General features: G+C 47.9%; 31 protein-coding genes. 5 read left to right on the forward strand and 26 right to left on the reverse strand.

The genetic code is table 11. The features are described 5' to 3' along the window. Positions 1 to 52: 52 nt before the first annotated feature. The 11 genes from C5523_RS06360 to C5523_RS06405 form a co-directional block, all read right to left on the reverse strand. Complete coding sequence (locus C5523_RS06360) at positions 53 to 499, reverse strand: phage virion morphogenesis protein (RefSeq protein ID WP_108700784.1); 447 nt, start codon at positions 497 to 499, stop codon at positions 53 to 55. Next, positions 492 to 923, reverse strand: a complete 432-nt coding sequence (locus C5523_RS06365; RefSeq protein WP_108700785.1) for a phage tail protein — start codon at positions 921 to 923, stop codon at positions 492 to 494. The genes C5523_RS06360 and C5523_RS06365 overlap by 8 nt, the downstream gene beginning before the upstream one ends. Continuing rightward, a complete protein-coding gene (gene lysC, locus C5523_RS27620; protein WP_223878794.1) occupies positions 877 to 1,149 on the reverse strand; it encodes an Rz1-like lysis system protein LysC in 273 nt (90 codons plus the stop codon). The genes C5523_RS06365 and lysC overlap by 47 nt, the downstream gene beginning before the upstream one ends. Further along, a complete protein-coding gene (gene lysB, locus C5523_RS06370) occupies positions 1,031 to 1,453 on the reverse strand; it encodes an Rz-like lysis system protein LysB (protein WP_108700786.1) in 423 nt (140 codons plus the stop codon). The genes lysC and lysB overlap by 119 nt, the downstream gene beginning before the upstream one ends. Continuing rightward, positions 1,450 to 1,959 (reverse strand): lysozyme, encoded by a 510-nt coding sequence (locus tag C5523_RS06375; RefSeq protein WP_108700787.1) that lies wholly within the window; start codon positions 1,957 to 1,959, stop codon positions 1,450 to 1,452. Before C5523_RS06375 ends, lysB begins: the two co-directional genes overlap by 4 nt. Continuing rightward, positions 1,946 to 2,161, reverse strand: a complete 216-nt coding sequence (locus C5523_RS06380) for an HP1 family phage holin (protein WP_108700788.1) — start codon at positions 2,159 to 2,161, stop codon at positions 1,946 to 1,948. The genes C5523_RS06375 and C5523_RS06380 overlap by 14 nt, the downstream gene beginning before the upstream one ends. A gap of 4 nt (positions 2,162 to 2,165) precedes the next feature. Beyond that, a complete protein-coding gene (locus C5523_RS06385; protein ID WP_108700789.1) occupies positions 2,166 to 2,372 on the reverse strand; it encodes a tail protein X in 207 nt (68 codons plus the stop codon). Next, complete coding sequence (locus C5523_RS06390; RefSeq protein ID WP_108702293.1) at positions 2,372 to 2,839, reverse strand: head completion/stabilization protein; 468 nt, start codon at positions 2,837 to 2,839, stop codon at positions 2,372 to 2,374. The genes C5523_RS06385 and C5523_RS06390 overlap by 1 nt, the downstream gene beginning before the upstream one ends. 98 nt (positions 2,840 to 2,937) lie before the next feature. Further along, entirely contained in the window at positions 2,938 to 3,594 is a 657-nt protein-coding gene (gene gpM / locus C5523_RS06395) for a phage terminase small subunit (protein ID WP_108700790.1), read from the reverse strand. 2 nt (positions 3,595 to 3,596) lie between these two features. Next, positions 3,597 to 4,751, reverse strand: a complete 1,155-nt coding sequence (locus C5523_RS06400) for a phage major capsid protein, P2 family (protein ID WP_108700791.1) — start codon at positions 4,749 to 4,751, stop codon at positions 3,597 to 3,599. A 15-nt stretch (positions 4,752 to 4,766) separates the two neighbouring features. Continuing rightward, a complete protein-coding gene (locus tag C5523_RS06405; protein ID WP_108700792.1) occupies positions 4,767 to 5,585 on the reverse strand; it encodes a GPO family capsid scaffolding protein in 819 nt (272 codons plus the stop codon). A 145-nt stretch (positions 5,586 to 5,730) separates the two neighbouring features. Between C5523_RS06405 and C5523_RS06410 the strand changes: the two genes are divergently transcribed. Beyond that, the gene (locus C5523_RS06410; RefSeq protein WP_108700793.1) at positions 5,731 to 7,497 is read left to right on the forward strand and encodes a terminase ATPase subunit family protein; all 1,767 of its coding nucleotides are present in this window, start codon (positions 5,731 to 5,733) and stop codon (positions 7,495 to 7,497) included. After that, a complete protein-coding gene (locus C5523_RS06415; protein ID WP_108700794.1) occupies positions 7,497 to 8,546 on the forward strand; it encodes a phage portal protein in 1,050 nt (349 codons plus the stop codon). The genes C5523_RS06410 and C5523_RS06415 overlap by 1 nt, the downstream gene beginning before the upstream one ends. 46 nt (positions 8,547 to 8,592) lie before the next feature. Here the strand turns inward: C5523_RS06415 and C5523_RS06420 are convergent, their stop codons facing one another. From C5523_RS06420 to C5523_RS06495, 15 genes are all read right to left on the reverse strand, one after another. Continuing rightward, positions 8,593 to 9,165, reverse strand: a complete 573-nt coding sequence (locus tag C5523_RS06420) for a hypothetical protein (RefSeq protein ID WP_108700795.1) — start codon at positions 9,163 to 9,165, stop codon at positions 8,593 to 8,595. Then, positions 9,166 to 10,587: an AAA family ATPase gene (locus C5523_RS06425; protein ID WP_108700796.1), complete on the reverse strand. Its 1,422-nt coding sequence runs from the start codon at positions 10,585 to 10,587 to the stop codon at positions 9,166 to 9,168. Positions 10,588 to 11,083: 496 nt separating this feature from the next. Further along, entirely contained in the window at positions 11,084 to 11,347 is a 264-nt protein-coding gene (locus C5523_RS06435) for a hypothetical protein (protein ID WP_108700798.1), read from the reverse strand. 179 nt (positions 11,348 to 11,526) lie between these two features. Next, the gene (locus C5523_RS27630; RefSeq protein ID WP_108700799.1) at positions 11,527 to 11,709 is read right to left on the reverse strand and encodes a hypothetical protein; all 183 of its coding nucleotides are present in this window, start codon (positions 11,707 to 11,709) and stop codon (positions 11,527 to 11,529) included. Positions 11,710 to 11,932: 223 nt separating this feature from the next. Then, positions 11,933 to 12,271 (reverse strand): hypothetical protein, encoded by a 339-nt coding sequence (locus C5523_RS06445; RefSeq protein ID WP_108700800.1) that lies wholly within the window; start codon positions 12,269 to 12,271, stop codon positions 11,933 to 11,935. 19 nt (positions 12,272 to 12,290) lie between these two features. Then, positions 12,291 to 12,992 carry a DNA adenine methylase gene (locus C5523_RS06450; protein ID WP_108700801.1) on the reverse strand — a complete coding sequence of 234 codons (702 nt, stop codon included), beginning with the start codon at positions 12,990 to 12,992 and terminating at the stop codon, positions 12,291 to 12,293. A 175-nt stretch (positions 12,993 to 13,167) separates the two neighbouring features. Beyond that, complete coding sequence (locus C5523_RS06455; protein WP_108700802.1) at positions 13,168 to 15,465, reverse strand: replication endonuclease; 2,298 nt, start codon at positions 15,463 to 15,465, stop codon at positions 13,168 to 13,170. After that, complete coding sequence (locus C5523_RS06460) at positions 15,462 to 16,289, reverse strand: hypothetical protein (protein WP_223878773.1); 828 nt, start codon at positions 16,287 to 16,289, stop codon at positions 15,462 to 15,464. Before C5523_RS06460 ends, C5523_RS06455 begins: the two co-directional genes overlap by 4 nt. After that, complete coding sequence (locus C5523_RS06465; protein WP_108700803.1) at positions 16,289 to 17,149, reverse strand: DNA adenine methylase; 861 nt, start codon at positions 17,147 to 17,149, stop codon at positions 16,289 to 16,291. The genes C5523_RS06460 and C5523_RS06465 overlap by 1 nt, the downstream gene beginning before the upstream one ends. Beyond that, on the reverse strand, positions 17,146 to 17,370 hold the full coding sequence (locus tag C5523_RS06470) for a TraR/DksA family transcriptional regulator (RefSeq protein ID WP_108700804.1): 225 nt from the start codon (positions 17,368 to 17,370) through the stop codon (positions 17,146 to 17,148). Before C5523_RS06470 ends, C5523_RS06465 begins: the two co-directional genes overlap by 4 nt. After that, the gene (locus C5523_RS06475) at positions 17,370 to 17,606 is read right to left on the reverse strand and encodes a DUF2732 family protein (RefSeq protein ID WP_108700805.1); all 237 of its coding nucleotides are present in this window, start codon (positions 17,604 to 17,606) and stop codon (positions 17,370 to 17,372) included. Before C5523_RS06475 ends, C5523_RS06470 begins: the two co-directional genes overlap by 1 nt. Positions 17,607 to 17,676: 70 nt before the next feature. Further along, on the reverse strand, positions 17,677 to 18,024 hold the full coding sequence (locus C5523_RS06480; RefSeq protein WP_369944596.1) for a hypothetical protein: 348 nt from the start codon (positions 18,022 to 18,024) through the stop codon (positions 17,677 to 17,679). Continuing rightward, positions 18,005 to 18,220, reverse strand: a complete 216-nt coding sequence (locus C5523_RS06485; RefSeq protein ID WP_108700806.1) for a phage filamentation protein Fil family protein — start codon at positions 18,218 to 18,220, stop codon at positions 18,005 to 18,007. Before C5523_RS06485 ends, C5523_RS06480 begins: the two co-directional genes overlap by 20 nt. Before the next feature lie 10 nt (positions 18,221 to 18,230). Then, positions 18,231 to 18,740 (reverse strand): phage regulatory CII family protein, encoded by a 510-nt coding sequence (locus C5523_RS06490; protein WP_108700807.1) that lies wholly within the window; start codon positions 18,738 to 18,740, stop codon positions 18,231 to 18,233. Positions 18,741 to 18,775: 35 nt separating this feature from the next. Next, a complete protein-coding gene (locus C5523_RS06495) occupies positions 18,776 to 18,961 on the reverse strand; it encodes a hypothetical protein (protein WP_223878774.1) in 186 nt (61 codons plus the stop codon). Positions 18,962 to 19,125: 164 nt separating this feature from the next. On the opposite strand from C5523_RS06495, the gene C5523_RS06500 reads away from it, so the two are divergent. From C5523_RS06500 to C5523_RS06510, 3 genes are read left to right on the forward strand one after another with little or no spacing between them, the layout of a single operon-like run. After that, complete coding sequence (locus tag C5523_RS06500) at positions 19,126 to 19,704, forward strand: phage repressor protein CI (protein ID WP_108702295.1); 579 nt, start codon at positions 19,126 to 19,128, stop codon at positions 19,702 to 19,704. A gap of 7 nt (positions 19,705 to 19,711) precedes the next feature. Further along, positions 19,712 to 20,737 (forward strand): tyrosine-type recombinase/integrase, encoded by a 1,026-nt coding sequence (locus tag C5523_RS06505; protein ID WP_108700809.1) that lies wholly within the window; start codon positions 19,712 to 19,714, stop codon positions 20,735 to 20,737. Positions 20,738 to 20,776: 39 nt separating this feature from the next. Then, positions 20,777 to 22,255 carry an AAA family ATPase gene (locus tag C5523_RS06510; protein ID WP_108700810.1) on the forward strand — a complete coding sequence of 493 codons (1,479 nt, stop codon included), beginning with the start codon at positions 20,777 to 20,779 and terminating at the stop codon, positions 22,253 to 22,255.

Raw genomic sequence — 22,255 nt, forward strand, 5'->3', positions numbered from 1 at the left:
CAGTAGGCAGCAGGCGCGTTTAGTGCCTGCCGTTGTAGGAAGAACCACACAATTAACGAGAAAGGTGCTCAAGGATCAGATCGGTGATTAGTTCATTTGATACGTCTGAAATGCCAAGCAATTGACGGGTAGGGTAAGTGATTTCCGGGCCTTTTTTGCTTACCCGGTCGCGCAAACCGTAATGGTGGATGCGGGCTATACGACGGGCTTTCGCATCAAATTCAACACCGGCGGTGTTCCCAGTGATTTGAGTTTTCAGGTACCGCGTTGTGCGCATTTTTGAAAACATTTGTCTTTTGATTCGCCCTTTTTTCGCTCGTAGCTGGGGTTTTCTTGGCTCAAATGCGCTGCCGTCAGGGTTTTTCTGCTGTTGGATGTTTTTTTGCTGTTGCTGACGCAGCCGGGTTGCCACATCACGCAGGAGCTTGCGCCGCTGTTGTGCGGTCAACTTTTCCAACAGCGCATTAATCCAGGACTCGACATGGACGATATTATCCATGGTGATGATCCAGCCAGATTTCAGGCTCATCCGGTTCAGTGACTGCGGCAACGGTCGCTATGCCTCCACTTTCCGTAACAATGACACGCTCTGTAAGGGTAAGGTAAATCGCGATATCCACGAGATCATTACGCAGGATATCGACTTCAAAGCGGAAAATTTTTTCCCTGAGTTCCGGGTTATTCAGCGCATCAGGTTGGTGGTTGGACAACCAGTTGCAGACTACTGCCATCACGATATTTTGATCGCCGGCGTAATCAGTTATTACTACGTTTAAGGTGTAGCGATATTCCCAGCCGTTTGCGGGTACACCTGAGCTAACCACCGCTCCTTTATCAACATAAAGTTGCAGTGCATCAGGATTGCTTGCCAGATATTCAATGCCCTGGTTTAACGCCTGCCGCAGTGAATCGGGCTTGTTCATCGGTTTTCTCCTGACAGTCTACAATCATGTCCACTTTCGCAGCGCATAACGCCCAGTCTTTTTCAGCCTGGTCTTTGGCTGCTGCAAGCTCACCATTCGTTGCGGGATCACTGGCCTGTAGTACGCACCGCGTCACTTTCGGACAGGTACTGAAGGTAAGCGTCGGCCCCGACAATTGCCGGTCTGGTGTGCAACCGGATAATGTCAGCAGGCAAAGCAGAGCCAGCCCAGGCGCTATTTTCTGGTTTATCATTGATGACCTTCTTGACGTTGGCTGCGCGAAGATTTGATGCGGATTCGATACCGGATGACTTTTGCTGTAACCCGACCTGGTATGCGTCATTCATACGGTTCAACATATTGGTAGCGATGAGCTGACTGTTTGCACGTGACAAGTCGGCCTCTTTAGTCGCAATTGTTTGCTCTTTTTCGCCAATGGTTTCATGCGCCCGGAGAAGCTGCCAGCCCAAAAAAGCCGACAGCACAAGCAACATCGCCATAAAGCCAATCATGCCGCGTGATAACATCATTGGCCGACTCCCTTAATGCACCAGGCTAACTCACGCGCGCGGCGCTTTTCCAGTCCGGCACTTTTGACACCATCGATATAGACCCAGCGCGGCAATTGATTACAGGCCTGCCACCACTGCTGGCGTTTGAGAAATTCCACCATGGTTGACCGGCAGATTGTTCCGGTCCCGACATTGAAAGACAGACTGACCAGTGAGTCATAGACTGACTGCGGCATTTTGACCGGCGCACAGACAGCCAGACGACGTTCTACCAGCAATACATCAGTCACAAAATTATCGGCGGCCTGACGTTCGCTGACTGTCTGACCGGGCTTAACGCCTGCCGTATGTCCGATCCCGCTGGTCCATACTCCGGCACTGCATTTGTAAGGGGTGAGCTGGCAACCTTCATAATCTGCAATGAGTCGCAAGCCTTCCGGTGAGGTTTGCAGTAACTGATATGAGGGGAGTGTTGCGGCAATTGTCAGGATCACCGCCGCGATACAGCGTTTAACGATTTGCACGCTCGTAGTCCTCCGCAGAGATTTTACCGGCGGCCAGGAGCTGAAAGGTTTTACGGCGGTAATACCAGTAAACAGCGAAGGTACATGCACCGATCAGCATTGCAAAAACAGAACTGAGGTCTTTCACAGAAAAATCGCCCAGCCATGCCAGAAAAACCGCGATTGCATAAGTGATTGCTGCGTTGATGCGTTCTGCGTTCATTCCACTACTCCCACAGCTTGATGGTCTGTGTGACCGTTGATGACGATGCCTGCTCAGGCAATTCAATTTCCAGACCATGCGGCAGCACTGGCCCCATATCGGCAAGGCCGGGGTTCGCGTTTAACACGATTTCCGTCATACCCTGTGTTTTGCCGTAGTAGCGCCAGCAAATGGCATCCACGGTGTCTGATTGCTGTGCCCGGACTTTCATCAAATCAGCTCTACTGTCATATGTGGCAGATCACGAAGCCGCGATAATGCCCAGCGCACGTCACGCCACACATCGCCGAGCGATGTTTCCAGCTCATCAGCCTTTTTGTTTCCTTCACCAGTTGAGTCAAAATCCCGGTAACGCTCGATCAGACTGGCTTTTGCCCAGCCAAAAACGGCGCAGCGGTAAAGCCGGACCCGTTCGCTTTCACCGTCGATCTTCTCGGCGGGAACCTGTTCCAGTGTCTCCAGTCCGCGTGCCATCTGTTTTTCGCGGAATGTGTACAGCTCGGCGTTGACCTCTGAAATTGCCGTCAACAGCGCAGAACGAAGCCGCTCAGGCGTAACTGTGCCGTCTGTTCTCATAGACGCCCGGTAATCTGCGGGTCGTATTTCAGGCCAAAAGAAGGTGTTTTTGATAACGTCCTGCGCGCTCTCTTTCGCCGGTTCTGGCGAAACGAATTTCATGTTCATTGTTTTCCCCGATAGTTGGGCGGTGGACGGGGTTTTGATGCGGCTGAAAGCCTGTCTCCACCCCGTGCCGCCCCGCGCGTGGGCACGATTCATTAACCCGTCACGGCTTTACGTAAACGGGCCTCAAGTTGTTTGATGTCAGTTTTTACGCCGATGTTGTTATCCAGTTGAACAGCCCGTTTGAGGTAATTCAGTGAAGCGACAGCCTGATCGTTGGCCCGTAAGGCATAGCCCATTGCTTTAAAAAGACGTGCGCGGGACTGGTCAGGCATATCTTCGTCATCAACCAGGTCAACAACCTGTGTCAGAATGGCAGCGCTGAATTCTTCATCTGCTGTGAAAGCGCGCATAGCAACGTCAGAGAATTCTTCGGCAATGGCGGTTCCGGTTGTTCGGTTGAAACGGTCCGGCATCACCCAGCCGTGCTTTACAGCGTGACGGGCGATATCGAGTGCGCCGGTATAATCCCCGGCGTCGATACGCCAGATCATAATGAACATCGCGACATCGTCCTGATTCGCTGAGTTTGCCTCAAGTAACCCGGCCACCCAGGCGGCATAGGCAGGAAGAAACTCACGTTTCAGTGCGGCTTTGCGTTCATTAGACTGCACGCCTTTAAGGCGCCGGCGATGCTCGGAGAGCTGCAATAACATCCGGTTATAGCCAGACAATGCCGCGGTGGCATTGCCGCCCTGTCGGGCGGCCTCCTGTGCCTGGATATACTGCGTATGCGTTCGAAACGGATTCATCGTTACGCCCCGGAACCCGCATTACCTGTCGATGCCTGACCGCTCAATACACCCTGAACCGCAGCAGAAACGATTTCCTGGATGTTTTCAGTTGTCAGCGGTACGCCGGAATTACCGTCGGCTTGTTCGGCCAGCATTTCGATATTCTCAATCAGGCACGCGCAGTCATAATCTTCAACAACATAGGCTTCATTGATGGATTCGAAATTCTCCACACGGTCACGTTTTGGATTATCGATAACCGAGCGACGGCGGGTTTCGGACTGCCAGTAAATGGAGAGGTTATCAAGGCGGGTGATCAGCATGGCATTGGCCGGGAAGAACGGCACCCGGACCGCAGGCAGATTGCCGATACGCTTCTGGCTGATAATAAGATCTGCTGCGAGTGATTCACTGTTAGGCTGGTCGCGGTTGACGATCGGGAAATATTTGTCAGCCAGCAGAGCGCGACCACAAATCACGACCAGTTCAGTATCTTCCTGATACCATGCAGCAATTTTTTCATTAACCGCACCCATTACCAACGCGTCGAGATTTTTGAAATCGCCTGCTTTGCCAACACGGATAACCTGTGAAATCACCTGGCCATCTTCACCGATAACTTTATCCAGTACCTGAACGGGTTTTTCCTGGCGAATTTTTTCAAGCCAGCCGATATTCACGTCCTGGAGTAAAGGATTCGCCACACGGTCAGAGGTTTTTTCACGCTTCACACCATTGAAACCGATCATGATGCGGTCAAGCGCCTGGCGCTGGATGATAGCGTCGCGGATGCGGGTCTGAAAATCCTGAAACTTAGCCCACAAATCCAGCTTCTGATACGGCAGGGCGGTATCAAAGTTGGTCTGTGTGCATTTGTAACCTTCGCCGTCAATGTAGGTTGGGTCGGTAGGCTCGCGGTCTTTCTGGGTGGTGTCAGTTGTTCCCGCGATAGTTGCGCCGATGCCGAGACCGAGACGTTCTCCGGATTGCTCATCCACTGGGATAATATTGATTTTTTGCAAGAAGCTGGAAGATTCCTGAATTTTGGTTTCCAGCGTCTGTGCCACTGATGGCGCGGCAGTGTATTTTTTCGCGACATCGTCGGCAGTAATACCATTCAGCTCTGCTAACTGCGTCAGATAGCCATTGAATTTAAAGCGGGTTTCTTTTTTCATTACGCTGTTGCTCCGTCAGCAGTTGGTCAGGTTTTCGTTGTGATTGCCGCTACCCGTTGCCTGCGGGCGAAAATCGCTTCGACTGTCCTGAATGGAAAGCTGGGTTTTCAGTTCGGTAAATTCTTTTGATAGCGTTTCAAGCTGCCGGGCATAGCCGATCTGTTTTTCACTTAGTGAGGTCACGCTTTCTGAAAGCGTCTGATGCTCCAACGCAACGACTTCAACTGCCTGGTGCACATCAGAAAAACGTTTATCGTCACTGGTCGTTTTTGCAGAAAACAGGCTTTTGATACGTTCCAGAATGCTGACTGAGTCGGTTACATCCTCAAACTCGATCACAGTTTCTTCTGCTGCGGTGAAGAGATTCCCTGTGTCGAGTTTGCGACGCGCCAGTGGGTTTACCGGTGCTGTTGCGCTGAACTGCAACATTTCCGTACCAAGACTTGCAGGATCATCAGTGACAGCCAGGCCAACCAGATAGGCTTTTCCGCTATCGGCGAAAGCAGGGTTTACCTCCATGGAGGTGAAAAGCTTTTGCCATTTGTCCGTGAGCGCTACGAGGTCATCTGTCGGAGATAACCATGCATAAAGCGCCATTTTCCCTTTCAGCGTACCTTCGGAAATTTCAGCAGCTTCGAGCTTGTCCACTTTCCCGTAGCGGCGAAATGGACTATCAGCGGTATAACCTTTGATGTGCTCCATATTGACCAGGGCGGTATATACCGTCGGGTCATAGGTTTCAGCCATCTGCGTTAACCAGTCGCGCTCAATAGTGCGCCCGTCAGTCGTGGCACCTTCTACCCCGACACGAAAACGCTTTGATTTTTTTGCCATCTCTCCGGCTCCGGTTGTTTCGTAACATGTTCAGAGCCTTATGTTTGCGGCGATGGGGCGTGATAAACAACGCGGGGCCATTGTGGGGAAAATGGCACAACTTAGCAGAGAGGTTAAGGAGAGCAGCGGGCCGTAGTCTTGCGGCATGAACCCGACACTAATCAATCCCGATCTCGACCCGCGAAAACAGGCCATGTTCCTGTATTTCAGCGGCATACGCATAGCCCGCATTGCTGAAATGCTGGGCGAGAAAGCCGCAACTGTTCACAGTTGGAAAAAGCGTGACAAATGGGCCGAGATCGGCCCGCTTGAACAAATGCAGCTCACAACGGCAGCGCGCTATTGCCAGTTGGTTATGAAGCAGCAGAAGGAGGGGCGCGACTACAAAGAGATTGATCTGCTTTCGCGACAGGCAGTACAGCAGGCAAGGATCGGGAAATTCAATAACGGCGGTAATGAAGCCGATCTGAATCCCAAAGTTGCCAACCGTAATAGCGGGCCGCGCAAAGCACCTGAGAAAAATGTCTTTACTGACGAGCAGATCGAACAACTCCATGAGATTTTCCAGGCTGGGATGTTCGAATACCAGAAGCACTGGTGGCGAGCTGGCGTTGAAAACCGTATCCGCAATCTGCTGAAATCCCGCCAGATAGGGGCGACTTACTATTTTGCTCGTGAGGCGTTAATTGACGCACTTACAACCGGGCGAAACCAGATTTTCCTTTCAGCAAGCAAGGCTCAGGCGCACGTCTTCAAACAGTACATTATTGAGTTTGCCAGAGAGGTTGATGTTGACCTGAAAGGCGACCCAATGACACTGCCCAATGGCGCGACATTGTATTTCCTTGGCACTAATGCCCGCACCGCGCAGAGTTATCACGGCAACCTTTACCTTGATGAATACTTCTGGATACCTAAATTTCAGGAGCTGCGTAAAGTCGCATCGGGTATGGCGCTACATAAAAAATGGCGTCAGACCTATTTTTCAACCCCTTCCAGCCTGACGCACAGCGCTTATCCGTTCTGGTCCGGTGCGTTGTTCAACAAGGGCCGCCCTAAAGCGGACCGCGTCGAATTTGACCTTTCACATACCCATCTTGCGGCTGGCGTTCGTTGCCCGGACGGGCAATATCGCCAGATTGTGACGATAGAGGATGCCGTAAACGGCGGATGTAACCTTTTTGACCTCGATCAGCTACGGCTTGAATACAGCCCGGATGAGTATGAAAACCTGCTGATGTGCCAGTTTGTGGATGACCTGGCATCTGTATTCCCGCTGGCAATGATGCAGGGATGCATGGTCGATAGCTGGGATGTCTGGGACGATTTCGAACCGCTGTTGATCCGCCCGTTTGGCTGGAAGCAGGTATGGATTGGTTACGACCCAGCGAAGGGGACGACAAATGGGGATAGCGCAGGATGCGTGGTCATTGCGCCGCCTGATGTTCCTGGCGGTAAATTTCGAATTCTTGAACGTCATCAGTGGCGCGGAATGGATTTCCGGGCGCAGGCCGCAGCCATACAAGAGATCACCAGGCGCTATAACGTGACCTACATCGGTATCGACTCTACCGGCGTGGGTGATGGTGTTTACAAAACAGTGAAGCAGTTTTTCCCGGCGGCCCGCGAATTTATTTATAACCCCAACGTGAAAAATGCCTTGGTGCTTAAAGCCTGGGACATTGTTAACGCCCGGCGCCTGGAGTTTGACGCGGGCCTTACCGACATTGCGCAGTCATTTATGGCAATTCGCCGAGCTACTACCGCCAGCGGCAACCGCCCAACCTATGAAGCATCACGCAGCGAAGAGGCCAGCCACGCCGATTTAGCATGGGCGACGATGCACGCACTCTTTAACGAACCGCTGGAAGGGACCACCGCCAGCAACCAAAATATTGTGGAGATTTTCTGATGGGTAAACGTCATTACAGAAAAAAAAGCGCACCGCGCCAACCCGAAATGACTATGGCCAACACTTCCAGTTCTGCCCATGCAGAGGCATTTTCGTTCGGCGATCCGGTTCCGGTGCTCGACCGGCGTGAACTATTTGACTATTTGGAATGTGTTCAGGTTGACCGCTGGTACGAACCGCCGATCAGTATGGATGGCCTGGCCAGGACTTACCGGGCGGCAGTTCATCACAGTAGCGCCATCCAGGTTAAGTGCAACATTCTTACCAGTACGTTTATACCGCACCGATTCCTGTCACAGCAGGCATTTTCACGCTTTGCTCTCGATTTTTTGACGTTCGGTAATGCTTACCTCGAACAACGTGTAAATCGTCTGGGGCAGACGTTAAGCCTGCAACCGGCACTGGCGAAATATACCCGACGCGGTGTTGACCCCGACCAATATTGGTTTGCGCAATATGGGTACAACAAAGAACCATACCCATTTGAGCGGGGCAGGGTATTTCACCTCATGGAGCCTGATTTAAATCAGGAGCTGTACGGTCTGCCGCAGTATCTGTCTGCTATCCCGTCGGCATTACTGAATGAGTCTGCCACGCTGTTTCGTCGTAAATACTATCTGAACGGTAGCCATGCGGGTTTCATCATGTATATGAGCGATCCAGCGGCAAATCAGGAGGATGTCGACAACATCCGAGAGGCACTTAAGAAATCAAAGGGGCCGGGTAACTTCCGCAACCTCTTCATGTATAGCCCGAACGGCAAGAAGGATGGAATTCAGATTATCCCTTTGAGTGAAGTCGCGGCGAAGGATGAATTTCTGAATATCAAAAACGTGTCGCGTGATGATATGTTGGCTGCTCATCGGGTGCCGCCGCAATTGATGGGGATTATCCCAACAAATACGGGAGGGTTTGGGGATATAGAAAAAGCGTCGAAGGTTTTTGTCGTGAATGAGTTAATTACACTACAAAAGAAAATTATGGCTTTGAACGGTTGGTTAGGCGAAATTGTGATAAATTTTAAAGAATATAACCTCGAAGGTAATTGATGCTTTGATTAAAAAGGCAAAGTTTTTCCAACCTTGCCTTTTTAATTTATCCAAAAAAAGAGTTGACTTGAACTATTTTTACACCTTCAAAAATATCATCAGGAATGGAGCACGTAAGATCGTCCTTTAATTTTTCTAAGATTCTGGCTATGTCTTCTTTTTTATCCTCTTCTAAATCAATGCTGGAAGGTGCTACAACAATAATAAATTTTCCTTTTTCAACAATTAACCATTCAGGTACATTTTTAAAAATTCTAGGGATTTTTCTTAATATGATTAAAGATTCGAGATATTTTTGCTTTAATTCGTGTCCAATTTCCCTATGCAATTTTCTTATTGCTCTTGTTCTATCATTTTTATTTAAATTACATTCCTTAAGATTCCGAACGCGCTCCATTATACATAAATGTTGACGTGCTAGATCACTGAACTCAACAAGGTATAAAATATTTTCGTCGCCGTGAAAATAGTCTACTGATTTTAAGTTTGGGTAACAACATGATAATTTGATGCCGTTTTTATCAACTCTGTAGCCCTGTTTGTTTGGTTTTATATCAATGTCACCAAATTCATGATCCATAGGCTCAAAATAAGCGTCAATATCAATAGATGGATTCATTTAGATATCTCCATCTAAAAACATTTCATAAAAAGATTTATTTAAATCCTTTTTGATTGCTGCGATTCTTTTCAATGGACTATTAGAAGCTGAAACTGAATCACCTTCATTAGTTAGCTGATTAATACCAAAATGATCCATAGAAACTAAATGGCTATTGTCATCCATAATATTTTCAATGCACTTCATCATATCGATGCTATGACTAGCAATTACAACATTAATTCCATTTTTACTTAGAGTGAAAAGGGTTTCAACCATCACTTTTTGCCAAGATGGATGTAAGTTAACCTCAGGTTCATCAATAAATAAATAGCTGCCTTTAGATATTACACCTCGCTCAAGTAGAAGTGAAATCAAACCTAAATTAGTTATTCCTAATGCCGTTGAATGAAGATTGACAGAACGCGGGCTATTTTTTTCTTTAAAAAGAATCTCCCCAGATGGAGAAATAGTTAAATCACCTCCGATTGCCTTCTTGATATCTTTTGTAAATGGAGAATCAAAAAAAGATTTCTCATCTTTGGCTTTCGTAGTTAAGAGATCTAAAAGATCATAAAAATGTTTAGGTACACCCGAAAGTAACTCATTTTTTTGTCGAGCAAGTATTTGAAAATATTTTTGCCTGGTTCTAAGCAAATCTAATGAATCTTTGAGCTTCCAGTAAATAGGCGACTCGAGATATACAACATTATATAACTGCTGAAATTCATCAATACTATTACTGGCAATCTTAAAGTTCACTCGTTCATTATTTATATGAACAGCTCCGAGAGTATCAAAGTCAAAACATATTTCTTCATCGTTTTTAGCATTGAAATTCTTTAGATCGGCAAGTTTAGAAACTTTAAAGTTTTCTTTAAGTTCATTGATGAAACCTTTTTCAATTTCAGCGCCCAAATATGAATTTGGCTTTTCAACCAAACTTCTGATCGTCTTGAAATGTACTTTAATCGAGTCAAATTCACCTGAAACTTTTCTAAACTTCGCTTTTCCTTTAATAGAATGCTCTAGTTCTAAAAAGAGATCTTGTGCTTTTTTTGACGCAGCATCAAGCAATGGCATTCCTGAGATTTGCTTAGTTAAGGTATTAGTCCTAAACTCGCTATCGACAACTCTCTCCATGTTTTCTACTGCAGCTAATAATGCAAATATTAGCTCGTGTTCGTATTGACTTGGTCGAGATAAATTATAAGTTAAAGCGGAACATAATGATTTAATAAAAGTGAGGCTGGTAAATGCCAAAGAGGTAACATGATCATTATTTATGGTGTTAAAAAAACTATAAAGTGCTTTAGTAACAAAGCTTTTACCTGATGAGTTTGGACCAGCAATAATAGTAAAAGGTCTTATATTGACCCTTGCATTTTTTATTTTCCCAAAATTTTTAATATCAATATCAAATTGCATGGCTTTATCCATTAGTCCTGTTTGTTCTCAGTCTACATCAGTTGTTGCTTTAAGTCATTTTTTTTGCTAAGTGAGAGGGGAGCTTGAGATACTGGCTGAATTACTACGATATCCTTTTTTTTTGTATTAAGAATCAATTGGTTGCCTGTTTTTTTCATAGATACTATAGCACTATCGCAAAAATCGTGCCCATTTCAAGTACATAACCTTAGTGGCTTTAGGAAAAGGTAATGGAACTACACGTCCAATCAATTTTCCTGATAAAAAACCTCCTTTAATGCTTATAGACTTCTTTGCTTCATGATGCTTACCATAAAGACACTTCCACTTGCTGTCGTGTGCTTAAAGTGCGCTCGTAGCCCCGCCACGCCCGCCCGCTTTATGCATGGTTTTTCATGCATGTGCATGGATAACGACAAAGCCCGCCAGTACTGGCGGGCCAGAGGATAAACGATCCTTTTCCGATCATTCATTTTCATGCAGCATAGTCATGCACGACATGCGAGAGTCAAAAAAGCGGCATTTGCGGGTCATATTCAACAGGTATCGACCGCCGATATTGCTCGGCCTCGTAGTAAATAATGAATCTGTCAGCCTCGTTACCATGAATAGGATGGTCAGGCCCGAGCATGAAATACCCGTCAAATGTCCGGCCTAGCCAGTAGTCTGTGAAACCTGCACGCTGAAACAAAACCCAGCCGCCGGGTTTATATTTTGGTAGCGCCTGGCCCTGGCGCACGGTCTGAAATCTCTGCTCTTGATTACCACCCATGCTCTAACGCCTCGCGTCGCTCGTTGTTCAACCCCACAACGGGCTAAAACAAGTTTTAGCCCGCTGTGGCGTTATCATTAACTGCACCGATGCTCGCCCTCCCTCACATCTCTTTCCCAGAAATCCGCAATCAGCGCCGTTCGTAATTTTTTCTTGTTATCCAACGTGATGTATTCCATTCATTCGGCTCTGTAAAAAATACTCTCTTCGCGTTCATCATTTTCATTGTGTGTAAGGTCAGCGATTAAACTTAGGGCCAATTTAAGATCTGACGGCTTGCAGTTTGCAATAAGTGAAATTTCTGCAATAAATTGCACGCACGCCATCTGATGCTGCAAACGACTAACATCCTCTACAACCATGAAATCCCTCCCAGCAAGGATACTGTATAAACATACAGTAACACGTAATTGCAAAAAGAGAAAAGGGGGATTTACGGATGAAAATGCATTTTTTGATATGGCTGTTTTGTGTGACTTATTAGCCACCTACGGAAAATATGAAGTTTGTCTTACTGACTGAGTGGAAATTGGTCGTCTGATAAAAAGGGGAATTTTGCCCGCTAAAGCGCGGGCGCGTGACATGTCACATAATGAGTTTTACCTCATGCCATCCGTTTGTAGCCCAGCATTTAGAATCGCCCTGGCATGGGCACGACGCAACCGGGAGGCTGTCGCCGCATTTCCTGCATTTCCGGGTGCTTATCGATTTAATGCGCCCACGTGTGCGGGCGTCATCCTGCCGGATCAGCATGGCAATATATTCGCCGGTGTCGTAGGGTTCCTTACCGGGTCGGCGCGCGGCGCAGTTTCGCGCCAGCATTTCCCTTTCTTGCTCATCCAACACCACTTCAATTTTCTGCTCACCGGCGGCTGTTTGCCGGGCACGTTGCGCGGCTTTGCGCTGTGCTGATGTTTTCGCCATTGGAAACCTCGCTATGTAATCAGGATGCAGAGTCAATCTGGTTTAGGGCAACCATGATTGCTAGGCGCTCCGATGCTGGCAGGGCCGCATATTTATCTGCCCAACGCTTTGCTTTGCGCTTAATGCGGCTCCGGTCGTTATAGTCTTTTCCCGCAAACGTATGTGAATAGGCACGGCCAGCAGCAAAATTCATCCAGATTTTCTCTGTTCTTACACCTCCCCTGGTCATGGCCTGAAATTCTCGCGTACGCCAACCGGGCAGCGCGTTGTCATAAACGGACGACGGATATCCTGACACGATGACGCTAACGTTTTCCGGTAACGAAGACAGACACTGCAACAGGCGGTAATGGTCGTTTAATGTGTATTCGTGGCGATACCGTGCGGAGCTGGATCTCGTTGCTGGCAAATAGGGTGGGTCGGAATAAACCAGAACCTGACCCGCACTGGCAAAGTCGAACCCCTGGAGGAAATCGACGGCATCACCAAGATCTATAAACAGGTTTTCGGCCAGGGCATCCAGAAATTCAGGGTTGTCATTGTTGAATGACTCGATAGTTTCCATGTCGATATCGATACCCCAATTTTTCAGGGCGGGCGGTTTACGCAGCATGACAGCACCGCCCCCGAGGTGGGTTTCAATGTATGTATCATGCGGTGGCATTTCCGCGATGATTTTTTGATAAACGCCGCTGGCGGCCTTACTTCCCAGATAGCTCATTATCTTATCTCGCCTGCAGCAATGTCATTTCTGGCAATACTGCAGCATGGTTAAAAATGACGGTACTCGATGAAATGGCCAACACGATCAAAACTGACTGTGTTCGTGTCTGGTACCGCATTGTTACTTCTGGCCATGCGGTACCGAAGTGCCACCTGACTGTGTGTATTTCTTTTCATGTCATATCCTTGTTGGTTGAATAAGCAGATCGCAGCCTTGTCACCAGTGTGTTGACCGTCTCTGCCGTTGGTTGCGGTATTTTTTCTCGCGTTCGATAAAGCGCGCCGTCGCTTCGGGCGCAGTAAAAAACGCCGTTCAGAGCTATGCGCTGGCCCGCCATCAGCAGGCCTATTTCTGTTTCCCCGATATCCCAGCCAATCGACCGGGCAAAATCCCGGATTCGTTCGGCTTGCTCTCCCGGTTGATACCGCGCTGGAATCAGCTTCCGGCGCTCGCGTTTCTGCCGTTCCTCTTCATGAAATTCATTGGAAAGCCGCGCCGCGACTGCTTTTTTCTCTTTCCTGGATAGAGCGGAGTAGTCCACGCTCGAGCTGGCAGCGTCATTTCCGACCATGGACAGGGGAGCGGGTTGTTTTTCAACCGTTCGCGGCTCCCGCGTACAGTTATTGACAGAACTCCGAGGGGCGGCGCTGCCGCCTGGAAGGTCAAAATCAAAACCGGGCGCGTCGTCTGCGGCGCGCTTTGGCACAATTTTGTATTGCGTGGTGCGGGTATGGATAAGGGAAGACTCACCCATAAACGGGCAATAGATGCCGGATATGGTTGTCACATCGTCGCCATACGCGCTGCCGTTTTCGATGACGTCATAGCTCAGGCGAACACGGAGACAATCTCGGGCAACAAGCGGCCCGCCTTGTGCGGTAATGTAGGCGGCCCAGTTTCCCTCGTCGGCGGCGGTATGGGCATCGGTTATTTCGGGATGCAGGACTAACTCACGATCACGAAGACGGCGCAACTCGCGATACACCGTGACGGGTGCTCCACCAATTTGCTGAAACTGGCGTATACCCCAGCGTGATGACCAGGCACTGACACGGCGGGCCATATCTTTCAACGGCTCGCCGGTCTCGTCGTCCGTTTCGTCATCCAGCGCGTAGCCATCAATATTTTTACTGATGTATTTCGCGATATACCCGGTGGCGCTGCCTTGCTCTTCTTCAATTGGTTTATACAGGAAACGATTTTCCTGTGCGCCGGGTTCATGCCCGTCTTCTTTGAGAGCGTATTTGCGGAAGATAGCCCGAACGAGATCCGTATGTTCCGGACGCATGAACAGCAGCAGATGCCAGTGTGGAGTTGCATCGTGGTGAGGCTCTACGACGCGGAAGCCGAAAACACGGATGCCTTTTCTTTTCCAGGCTGCGCGGGTTTTTGACCAGACCTTGCAAAGATAATGCTGGGTGTCACGGGGGGATGCGCCAGTGTATTTATCATTACGGCGTCCGTTGCTTTGCGTGGAGTGATAACGGGAAGGGGCAGTCAGTGTGTAGAAATCCCCAACTAGCCCAGCCTCCTTGGCGAGGTCTTCAAAACCGCGCATTCTAACCATTAGCTCGCTACGGCGAATTGCTGGGTTAGCGATGCTGCCATGTACCTTATCTGCCAATGAGATGCGTTCGCCGGTGTCCTGGTCTTCCAGCTCCATTGCGTTGATGTATTCGCGGTTGGCTTTTTTCTGCGCCTGCCATTCATGGACACAGGGATCACTGGCGTAGGGCGCAGATTTTTTTTGAACATATCCGGTTGCAACCATCAGGTGCTCGCGCCAGCGGGCATGCATACGCCGCAGGCGGTTCAACCACCATGTTGAAGACTGGAGGCGGGCGACGGCGCTTAATGCCGTTTCCGCTTCTAGTGTTTCGTCGCAATATGCGCGCCAGGCTGGGACGCTTGTATTCAGATGTGAGGCCAGAAAACCCATGCGCCCATAACCGGACAGGGTAGAAAAATGCGGGTCTTTTGTCCGGGCCATCTGGAAATCAAACTCGCGCATAAACTCGCTACCCATGATGTCAGCTAGGTTATGCGCCAGTCGTTTCAGTTCTTTTTTCCCTGCCCAGAGTAAGCACCAGAATTGATCGCGCAGGGGCATCAACACCGCAGGGAAAGCCCCCTGCGGTAGATATCGGTCATTTACGCTGTCATAGCGGCTGAGCACGTGGTGTTCGAAAGTTTTTACCAGCCAACTATTTGCGGTGCCCTTTCCTTTGTTGTCGAGTTGCTCCAGCTTCTGGGAGTAATAGCGGCGAATGTAATGCGGCAGCGCCGCCAGTCGGCGGCGTAGATATTTTGCGTTATCCTGCTTCTCATCCTGATCAACCAAATCCTTTAGCGGCAGCCATTTACGGCTACCGTTTGGTGTCAGGTAATGAAAACCATGGGCGCTTTTGACGAACTCAGGCCCGCCAATGGCAGATCGGGGAGCATTCCAGGAATAAGTGAAGTCAGTCATGCTAACTCCAGTGGCATCTGGTAAGGATTGCCTTGTCCTGGCTGCCAAAGTTCACGCTGTGGTGGCGTGACTTTTTCAATCGCCCCCTTTAATACAGCGCAGCGGTTTTCCAATATCACCGCTTTAAGCTCTTCCTCACTCAGCCCGCGTGCGTAATCAGCTTCTCGAATTGCTCGCGTAAGTTCTGGATACTTAACATCAAACTTAGGAACATTACACGCAAGGTTAGTACTATCGGCGCTATCAAGCGGATAGTTTCCCATTACTCGCCCGTCTAGCATCCTTAACCCATGAATCGCGGTTTTAAATGAGTGTCGGCAATAAATAAGTTCAAACGCTTCGGTCATTCGACGATGCCAATGAACTGTCCTAATTACGGCATACTGACCTGATGAACCAAAACAAACGCGGGGCCATTCTCGGCATAGTTCAATAAGTCGATCTAGTGACTCATGTAAATGCCATACGGGTGCTGCTTTATCTCTAAGCTCAGATGGCATCGAGTTGATTAGAGCGTCATTATCTGCCTCGCCCCCCTCGACAACATCGGGAATCACGAAAAAGCTAACTTTAGGATTGTGGTAAAAGTCCCCCAACCAGTTATAAAAATCATTCCAGTCAATTAACAATCCACGCATCCATGCGGAAAAAGCTCCGTTGTCGATACCGACCGTAGCGGCATGTTTTATTGACGCTTCGAGCTGGTCCGGGCGAACAAAAGATACAAATGCACCCGCACCGCTCACCGCTATGCGATGAACGGCCCCAGAGTTACCCCATACTGGCGTCCCGTGGTAGTGATGCACTTTGCCGGAGACCGTCATTAATTCGCCCCAGCAGATATTGACCAGTCGCGACCTTTCGCCAAATCGACACCAGACCAGATTGGGCGTGGGCGAGAAACAGCAATAATTTCGTTTGCGATTTTGCCGCCTCCGGCATCAACATTGATGCTGCGCGGGGCCGTTATGCGGTGAAGGGAAAATGCGCGATAAAGTGACGCCACCAGAGAGGTGTCAGCATTGGATGCTATGACTGGATAGCCTTGTGATGATCGGCGTTCCAGAATGGATGCCAGATGATACTGCTCATCCTCCCCAAAACCGCTAGTGTGATAATTGCTAAACGTTCCGTCATACGGCGGGTCGCAATAAACCACATCACCATGTTTCAGCATTGCCAGCGTTTCGTCGAAACTCGCGCAGATAAAAGTTGCGCGTTTTGCTTTTTCGGCAAATTCGCGAATTTCGGCTTCTGGGAAATAGGGGCCTTTATAATTGCCAAAAGGCACATTAAATCCCCCGGATTTATTGTATCGGCAAAGCCCACGATAACTATGGCGGTTCAGATAGAGGAAATAGACAGCCCGGTGTAGGCAATCCAGATCGTTGTCATAATTGAATGCTTCGCGGACTCGGTAATAGCTTTCTGCAAGGCTATGGCTACCGAACATGACTCGGGCCAGCTCGATGAATTTATCTGTGTCACTGCTGATGACACGGTACATGTTGATCAGATCGGGATTGATATCCGCAATGAGGTACGCCGGATAATCAGTCGCCATCATCACGGCACATGAACCCGCGAATGGCTCTACCAAGCGCAATCCAGCGGCGGGCAGGTGTTCTAGCAACTCATGCATAATGGCGGTCTTGTTGCCCGCCCATTTTAGAATGGTGCTCATAATCCACCTCGGTAGTGTTTGTTTTTCAGCTCGCTGATGGTCTGGCAGGTCACGCAGCACTCAACGCCGGGGACGGCAATACGGCGTGCTTCTGGGATGGGGGCGCCGCAGGCAACACAGAAGAAAAGAGAAACCGCAGCTTGTTTGCTGCGGGCGTTGCTGATGTGGCGATCGCGTTCTTCCTGCTCTCGCTGTTGGATGAGATCCATTGCGTCGGCCATCAGTGGATCTCCGCAGCTTCGTTGCGGTATTTTTCCGCTTCCTGCCGCAACAATTCGGCGGCTTCGCGGTGGCCCATTTCGCCGGAAACGATGTGAGCGGCGAGCACCTCCAGACGCGATGCGGTTACATCCGCGCGCCCCCGACGCTCTTCGAGACGGGCCGCCCGAAGTAACGCGGGGGTAATTCCGGCATCATCCGGGCCTATTTTGGTGCTGCGGGTTTCAATATTTTTCATAAAGCGAACTCCAGATTTAGGGCAAAAAAATCCCCGGCGGGTTTACGCCATGATTTTTTTTGCGGGTTAATTACTCAGGTAATTTGGTGTCGTACTCTGAAATCCAACGCGGGAGAATTTGCCCCCATCGTGCAATTTCATTCATTGATTTGATGATTAGCAGCCTGCGCGCCTCATCAAAATATTCAAACGGCTTCCCTATTTCCTTCGCCTGAAAAGTGCCTGGCGCATTACGGTTAGCCAGCGTTAAAACGACAAATTTAAAATCGGCTGACATGCGGTTGAAATAACGCAGCGCCTTATTACTCGTTGCTGCCTGATACCAATGATAATGCTGAAAAAACTCCTCTCCGGACATTTGGGGCGGTGCAACGTCAGCATTATTAAGCGAACTCACGTTAGTAGTACTGTTGCTCATAACGCCTCCAGAAGAACTTCAATACTCGGGCCGCGAACGGCTTACGGGTTTTTGAGTGCAATTCACTTAGCAATACAGACTGGTCACGGCTGGGATGCCACCGCTTGCCATCCTTACCCATGATCCAGCCATTGCCGTAGTCCATTGATGGTGACTGGCGAACCAGCCGGGATGCGAAACTCGGGCCTGTATCCATAGAGTCAGCCTCAAAGCAGACCAAACGACGCGCCGAGGCCCGTCACGGTATCAATGGCATTTGCCATCGCCGGGTTTGTTTTCAGCCGGGCATCAACTGCCATGGCAGCCAGCGCAAGGCAGCGCATCCCCGAATTGGCGCTATCAACGAGTGAGCGGCGGGATAGCAACGTCATACGTGGATTAGCAACCGTATTGGCCGCTATCTGCCCAATATGGGCCGTTGCCTGCATCACATAGGTTGAAAGCTTGTCCTTTGTCAGTTCGTTAATGGGCGTACAGGGGAGGCAATGCATCTGGGCCAGGAAGCCGTCGACCAGCGTCGGGTCTTCGGTCAGGTCGGTCAGGAGCCAAATATCTTCAACGTACAGGTGGTGCGGCTGTTCCGGGTTCAGCTTGTTGCGCAGGGTCTGCTCGTTCATTCCTGCGCGGCGCGCCAGATCAGCCAGGTTATGGCGTAAAGCAAAAGCCCGACAGGCTTCGGCGTAGTGCGGCTGTATGGAAACTTGAAAATCAAACATGTTGGTTTCCCTTTCAACTTGCATAATCAAGATGGTCAAACGGCGACGTACTTGCAATTAATACCCTGCTGGAGCAGACGGGCGCGAAAAGCAACCATGTTGATACGAGCTGCACCACCGTCTTTTTTACGAGGCATTAGGAGCAAGTCTCCATCGGCAACCATTTGTTTTACAGTCCGAATGCTGTAGCCGTAGCGTTCAGAAAATTCGTCATAAGTCATGAGGTCCGCGCCGGACGGGATTGCAATTTGTGGGGGCATAAGTGATCATCCTCGATTGATTGTCATTACTGTGCATTGGCGTGCATTTTTCAGGTTCAAGCAAAATCTAATCTTATTTATTTAAGGTGTCAAATCGGATTTTTGCGATAACTCGGATTTTTAAGATGAAGCTAGACGAACTACAGGGTGGAAAAGCTGTGTTACAGCGCATGCTGGACGCTTATGGTTTCACTATGCAAAAGCAGCTTGGTGATATGCACGAACTGTCATCCGGGACGATCAGCACATGGATAAGACGAGATTATTTTCCTGGGGATGTGGTGGTTGCTTGTGCTCTGGATACAGGAGTGTCACTGCGCTGGTTGGCGACAGGAAAGGGGAGTAAGTACGATACAGACCACACTCAAGGTAAAATGAAGACGTTAGCTCGCTTCGATATCCAAGCCGGCCACTTGATAGAAAATGACAAATGGATTGTTGATGCTTCGCTTCTTTCAGATGCGGTAACAAGTCCTAAATATATTTGTAAGGGACAGAATTCCTGGATTGTCGATTTTGACTCGACTGATATTTCTAACGGCCGTTGGCTTCTAAGTATCGATGGTGATCACGACATTTACGACGTTGCTAGAATCCCGGGTAACAAAATTAAAGTAAGCAACTCGGATACTGATTTTCAGTGCGCAGTTTCAGAGGTTGAGTGTATTGGTCTGGTGTACCTCACCTTGAGCAAAACAAGCTAAAAGAATTATGGCGATAAAAAAACTAGTATCTGGTGAATGGCTTTGCGATTTCCGCGTCGACGGGGCTGCCAGTCGTCGTGTTCGAAAAAAGTTTTCAACCAAAGGTGAAGCGGTTGCTTATGAACATTATTATCGCGAAGAGGCGCAAAATAAGCCGTGGATGGGAGAGAAAGAAGACCGTCGACGTCTGAGCGAACTGATTGAACTGTGGCATAACCTTCACGGTCAGTCACTCGCGGCTAGTAAATCACGATTAGCTAAACTGCATATTGTTTGCCGTGGTCTGGGGGATCCGATAGCGAGTCAGCTTACCGCAAAAGATTTTGCTCACTATCGAGATAAACGCCTCAAAGGCGAAATCGACAATGGGTATCACGCGAATCCTGAAAAATGGATTGCTAAACCTGTCACCGTGAATCGGGAGCAACAGTACCTTGAAGCAGTGTTCAATGAGCTAAAGCGGTTGGGCGAATGGAATCTTCCAAATCCTCTTGAGGGTGTGAGAATTTTCAAAGAAGCCGAAAAAGAAATGTCCTGGCTTACTGACTCTCAAATTCGTGAAGTACTTGAGGCTTGTGAGTCCTACGGGAAAATTTACTTAACCCGGATCGTCAAAGTGTGCCTCGCGACCGGTGCTAGATGGAGTGAGGCCGAACGCCTAACGCGTTCACAGCTTTCACCTCACAAGATTACATTTACAAAAACGAAGGGGAAGAAGAACCGCACTGTTCCGATTCCTCGTTGGTTGTTTGACGAGCTAGCTCCTTTGCAGGGAAAAATGTTCCATCCTTGCTATCAGGAGTTCAAGAAAATGCTTGCTCTAACTGATATACGGTTAGCCGAAGGCCAAAAAACTCATGTTTTACGGCACACATTTGCGAGTCATTTTATGATGAATGGTGGAAATATCTTGGTGCTTCAACGGATTTTAGGCCATGCCAATATCCGTGAAACCATGCGATATGCGCATTTTGCACATGACCATCTTGAAGACGCTGTGGAGTTAAATCCATTGGTAATGATATATAAATAGGAAGTGTGTGATTTCAACTTCTTGATATGCGGGAGATATATGAAATTTAAAATTGGAACCCCTGAACGCAGTAATAGTGCCTATTTTTGCCTAACTCCAAATATAAGGTGGAATGACTTTTCATTCGTGACAACGTTTTACCTTACCTTCTGTAATTCTACTGATTTTAGTGAAATAGGGGAGGTCAAGATAGGGTTTAAAAAACAAGAGGTAAAACAACGTACTATCGATTATTTATCAGATGAATTTGAATGTCTTTCGGATGACTTTTTCTCTTTAGGACAGTCGCCTGAGTATTATCAGCATCTAAATAGTTTAAGTAATGATGTTAAAGTTCATGTATTATCGTCTTTACGTGATATTGCTTATGATGAAAATATATTTGAGGAGTCAATATCCGAAAAGGTTCTTATTGATTCTTTGACGCGATATGTAAGTGAATCGACTATCAAAAGTCAGTTTAAAGATATAATATCAACTGGTGTTGCACTTAAAAAGTTTGGGTTTGTGCTGCATTTAGATGAAGATAATGAAATCTATTTTTCTGTTATTCCAAACTCAAAACCCCCCAGTAATATACATGTTGTGATCGGACGTAATGGGGTTGGTAAAAGTCATTTATTGAGAAGAATTGTCAATCATATCGATAAAGCTGATGGTATAGTTACAAAACCAAATGGAGATGATATTCGAGCATATGATTTTGGGCAATTGCTATATTTTTCTTTAAGTATATTTGATAAGCCATTTGAATATGTGAAATTTAATGATTCAAAAATAAAGAAAGATAGGACTAAGAAAAAATATATCGGGTTGTATAATACTGAAACACGTAAACCAAAAGATATAGGTGAAGATCTTGCAAAAGAATTTGCTATCTCATTAAACGGATGTTTGTTAGGTTCCGGAGTTAGAAGAAAATCTTGGCTTAAGGTTATGGAGCATCTTCAGTTAGATGTGAACTTTAAAGAGTTAAGCTTGAATGAGCTTGTGGAAATTAAGGATGAAGAAACGCTAATAGAACTCGCAACTGCTTTATTCAAGACATTAAGCTCTGGACATGCTGCGGTATTATACTATTTAACTCATGTCGTCGAGTTGGTAGAAAATAGAACAATATGCCTTTTTGATGAACCTGAAAACCATTTGCATCCACCGCTATTGTCTGCATTCATACGAACACTATCAACATTGTTAGCTGATAATAATGGTATGGCTATAATGGCAACGCATTCTCCAGTTGTTCTTCAGGAGGTACCAAGATTATGTAGTTGGAAGTTACATCATGTCAATAATGAGAGAGTTAATGTTCGTCACCCGAATATCGAAACATTTGGTGAAAGCGTTGGGGAAATTACTGCTGAGGTTTTCAGCCTTGATTTGCGCAAAACAGGGTTTTACGAACTTCTTGAGAAGGATTCATTAGCTGCTGGCAACGTTAACCATGTTCTTTCAATGTATGAGAATCAAGTCGGATTGGAAGGTAGAGCAGTTATTTATGCGACGATTAAAGGATGA

It is taken from the genome of Phytobacter sp. SCO41 (assembly GCF_003073275.1).
GTDB lineage: Bacteria > Pseudomonadota > Gammaproteobacteria > Enterobacterales > Enterobacteriaceae > Phytobacter > Phytobacter diazotrophicus.

Bases quoted from the DNA above. Each gene is read 5' to 3' on its own strand.
- C5523_RS06500 (WP_108702295.1), top strand. From the start codon at position 19,126: ATGAAGCTAGACGAACTACAGGGTGGAAAAGCTGTGTTACAGCGCATG.
- C5523_RS06420 (WP_108700795.1), bottom strand. From the start codon at position 9,165: ATGAATCCATCTATTGATATTGACGCTTATTTTGAGCCTATGGATCAT.
- C5523_RS06405 (WP_108700792.1), bottom strand. From the start codon at position 5,585: ATGGCAAAAAAATCAAAGCGTTTTCGTGTCGGGGTAGAAGGTGCCACG.
- C5523_RS06425 (WP_108700796.1), bottom strand. From the start codon at position 10,587: ATGGATAAAGCCATGCAATTTGATATTGATATTAAAAATTTTGGGAAA.
- C5523_RS06490 (WP_108700807.1), bottom strand. From the start codon at position 18,740: ATGTTTGATTTTCAAGTTTCCATACAGCCGCACTACGCCGAAGCCTGT.
- C5523_RS06365 (WP_108700785.1), bottom strand. From the start codon at position 923: ATGAACAAGCCCGATTCACTGCGGCAGGCGTTAAACCAGGGCATTGAA.
- gpM (WP_108700790.1), bottom strand. From the start codon at position 3,594: ATGAATCCGTTTCGAACGCATACGCAGTATATCCAGGCACAGGAGGCC.
- C5523_RS06470 (WP_108700804.1), bottom strand. From the start codon at position 17,370: ATGGCCGACGCAATGGATCTCATCCAACAGCGAGAGCAGGAAGAACGC.
- C5523_RS06400 (WP_108700791.1), bottom strand. From the start codon at position 4,751: ATGAAAAAAGAAACCCGCTTTAAATTCAATGGCTATCTGACGCAGTTA.
- C5523_RS06410 (WP_108700793.1), top strand. From the start codon at position 5,731: ATGAACCCGACACTAATCAATCCCGATCTCGACCCGCGAAAACAGGCC.
- C5523_RS06450 (WP_108700801.1), bottom strand. From the start codon at position 12,992: ATGAGCTATCTGGGAAGTAAGGCCGCCAGCGGCGTTTATCAAAAAATC.
- C5523_RS06465 (WP_108700803.1), bottom strand. From the start codon at position 17,149: ATGAGCACCATTCTAAAATGGGCGGGCAACAAGACCGCCATTATGCAT.
- C5523_RS06455 (WP_108700802.1), bottom strand. From the start codon at position 15,465: ATGACTGACTTCACTTATTCCTGGAATGCTCCCCGATCTGCCATTGGC.
- C5523_RS06380 (WP_108700788.1), bottom strand. From the start codon at position 2,161: ATGAACGCAGAACGCATCAACGCAGCAATCACTTATGCAATCGCGGTT.
- C5523_RS06385 (WP_108700789.1), bottom strand. From the start codon at position 2,372: ATGAAAGTCCGGGCACAGCAATCAGACACCGTGGATGCCATTTGCTGG.
- C5523_RS06445 (WP_108700800.1), bottom strand. From the start codon at position 12,271: ATGGCGAAAACATCAGCACAGCGCAAAGCCGCGCAACGTGCCCGGCAA.
- C5523_RS27630 (WP_108700799.1), bottom strand. From the start codon at position 11,709: ATGGTTGTAGAGGATGTTAGTCGTTTGCAGCATCAGATGGCGTGCGTG.
- C5523_RS06475 (WP_108700805.1), bottom strand. From the start codon at position 17,606: ATGAAAAATATTGAAACCCGCAGCACCAAAATAGGCCCGGATGATGCC.
- C5523_RS06360 (WP_108700784.1), bottom strand. From the start codon at position 499: ATGGATAATATCGTCCATGTCGAGTCCTGGATTAATGCGCTGTTGGAA.
- C5523_RS06480 (WP_369944596.1), bottom strand. From the start codon at position 18,024: ATGAGCAACAGTACTACTAACGTGAGTTCGCTTAATAATGCTGACGTT.
- C5523_RS06415 (WP_108700794.1), top strand. From the start codon at position 7,497: ATGGGTAAACGTCATTACAGAAAAAAAAGCGCACCGCGCCAACCCGAA.
- C5523_RS06435 (WP_108700798.1), bottom strand. From the start codon at position 11,347: ATGGGTGGTAATCAAGAGCAGAGATTTCAGACCGTGCGCCAGGGCCAG.
- lysB (WP_108700786.1), bottom strand. From the start codon at position 1,453: ATGATGTTATCACGCGGCATGATTGGCTTTATGGCGATGTTGCTTGTG.
- C5523_RS06510 (WP_108700810.1), top strand. From the start codon at position 20,777: ATGAAATTTAAAATTGGAACCCCTGAACGCAGTAATAGTGCCTATTTT.
- C5523_RS06390 (WP_108702293.1), bottom strand. From the start codon at position 2,839: ATGAAATTCGTTTCGCCAGAACCGGCGAAAGAGAGCGCGCAGGACGTT.
- C5523_RS06495 (WP_223878774.1), bottom strand. From the start codon at position 18,961: ATGACTTATGACGAATTTTCTGAACGCTACGGCTACAGCATTCGGACT.
- C5523_RS06485 (WP_108700806.1), bottom strand. From the start codon at position 18,220: ATGGATACAGGCCCGAGTTTCGCATCCCGGCTGGTTCGCCAGTCACCA.
- C5523_RS06505 (WP_108700809.1), top strand. From the start codon at position 19,712: ATGGCGATAAAAAAACTAGTATCTGGTGAATGGCTTTGCGATTTCCGC.
- C5523_RS06460 (WP_223878773.1), bottom strand. From the start codon at position 16,289: ATGACGGTCTCCGGCAAAGTGCATCACTACCACGGGACGCCAGTATGG.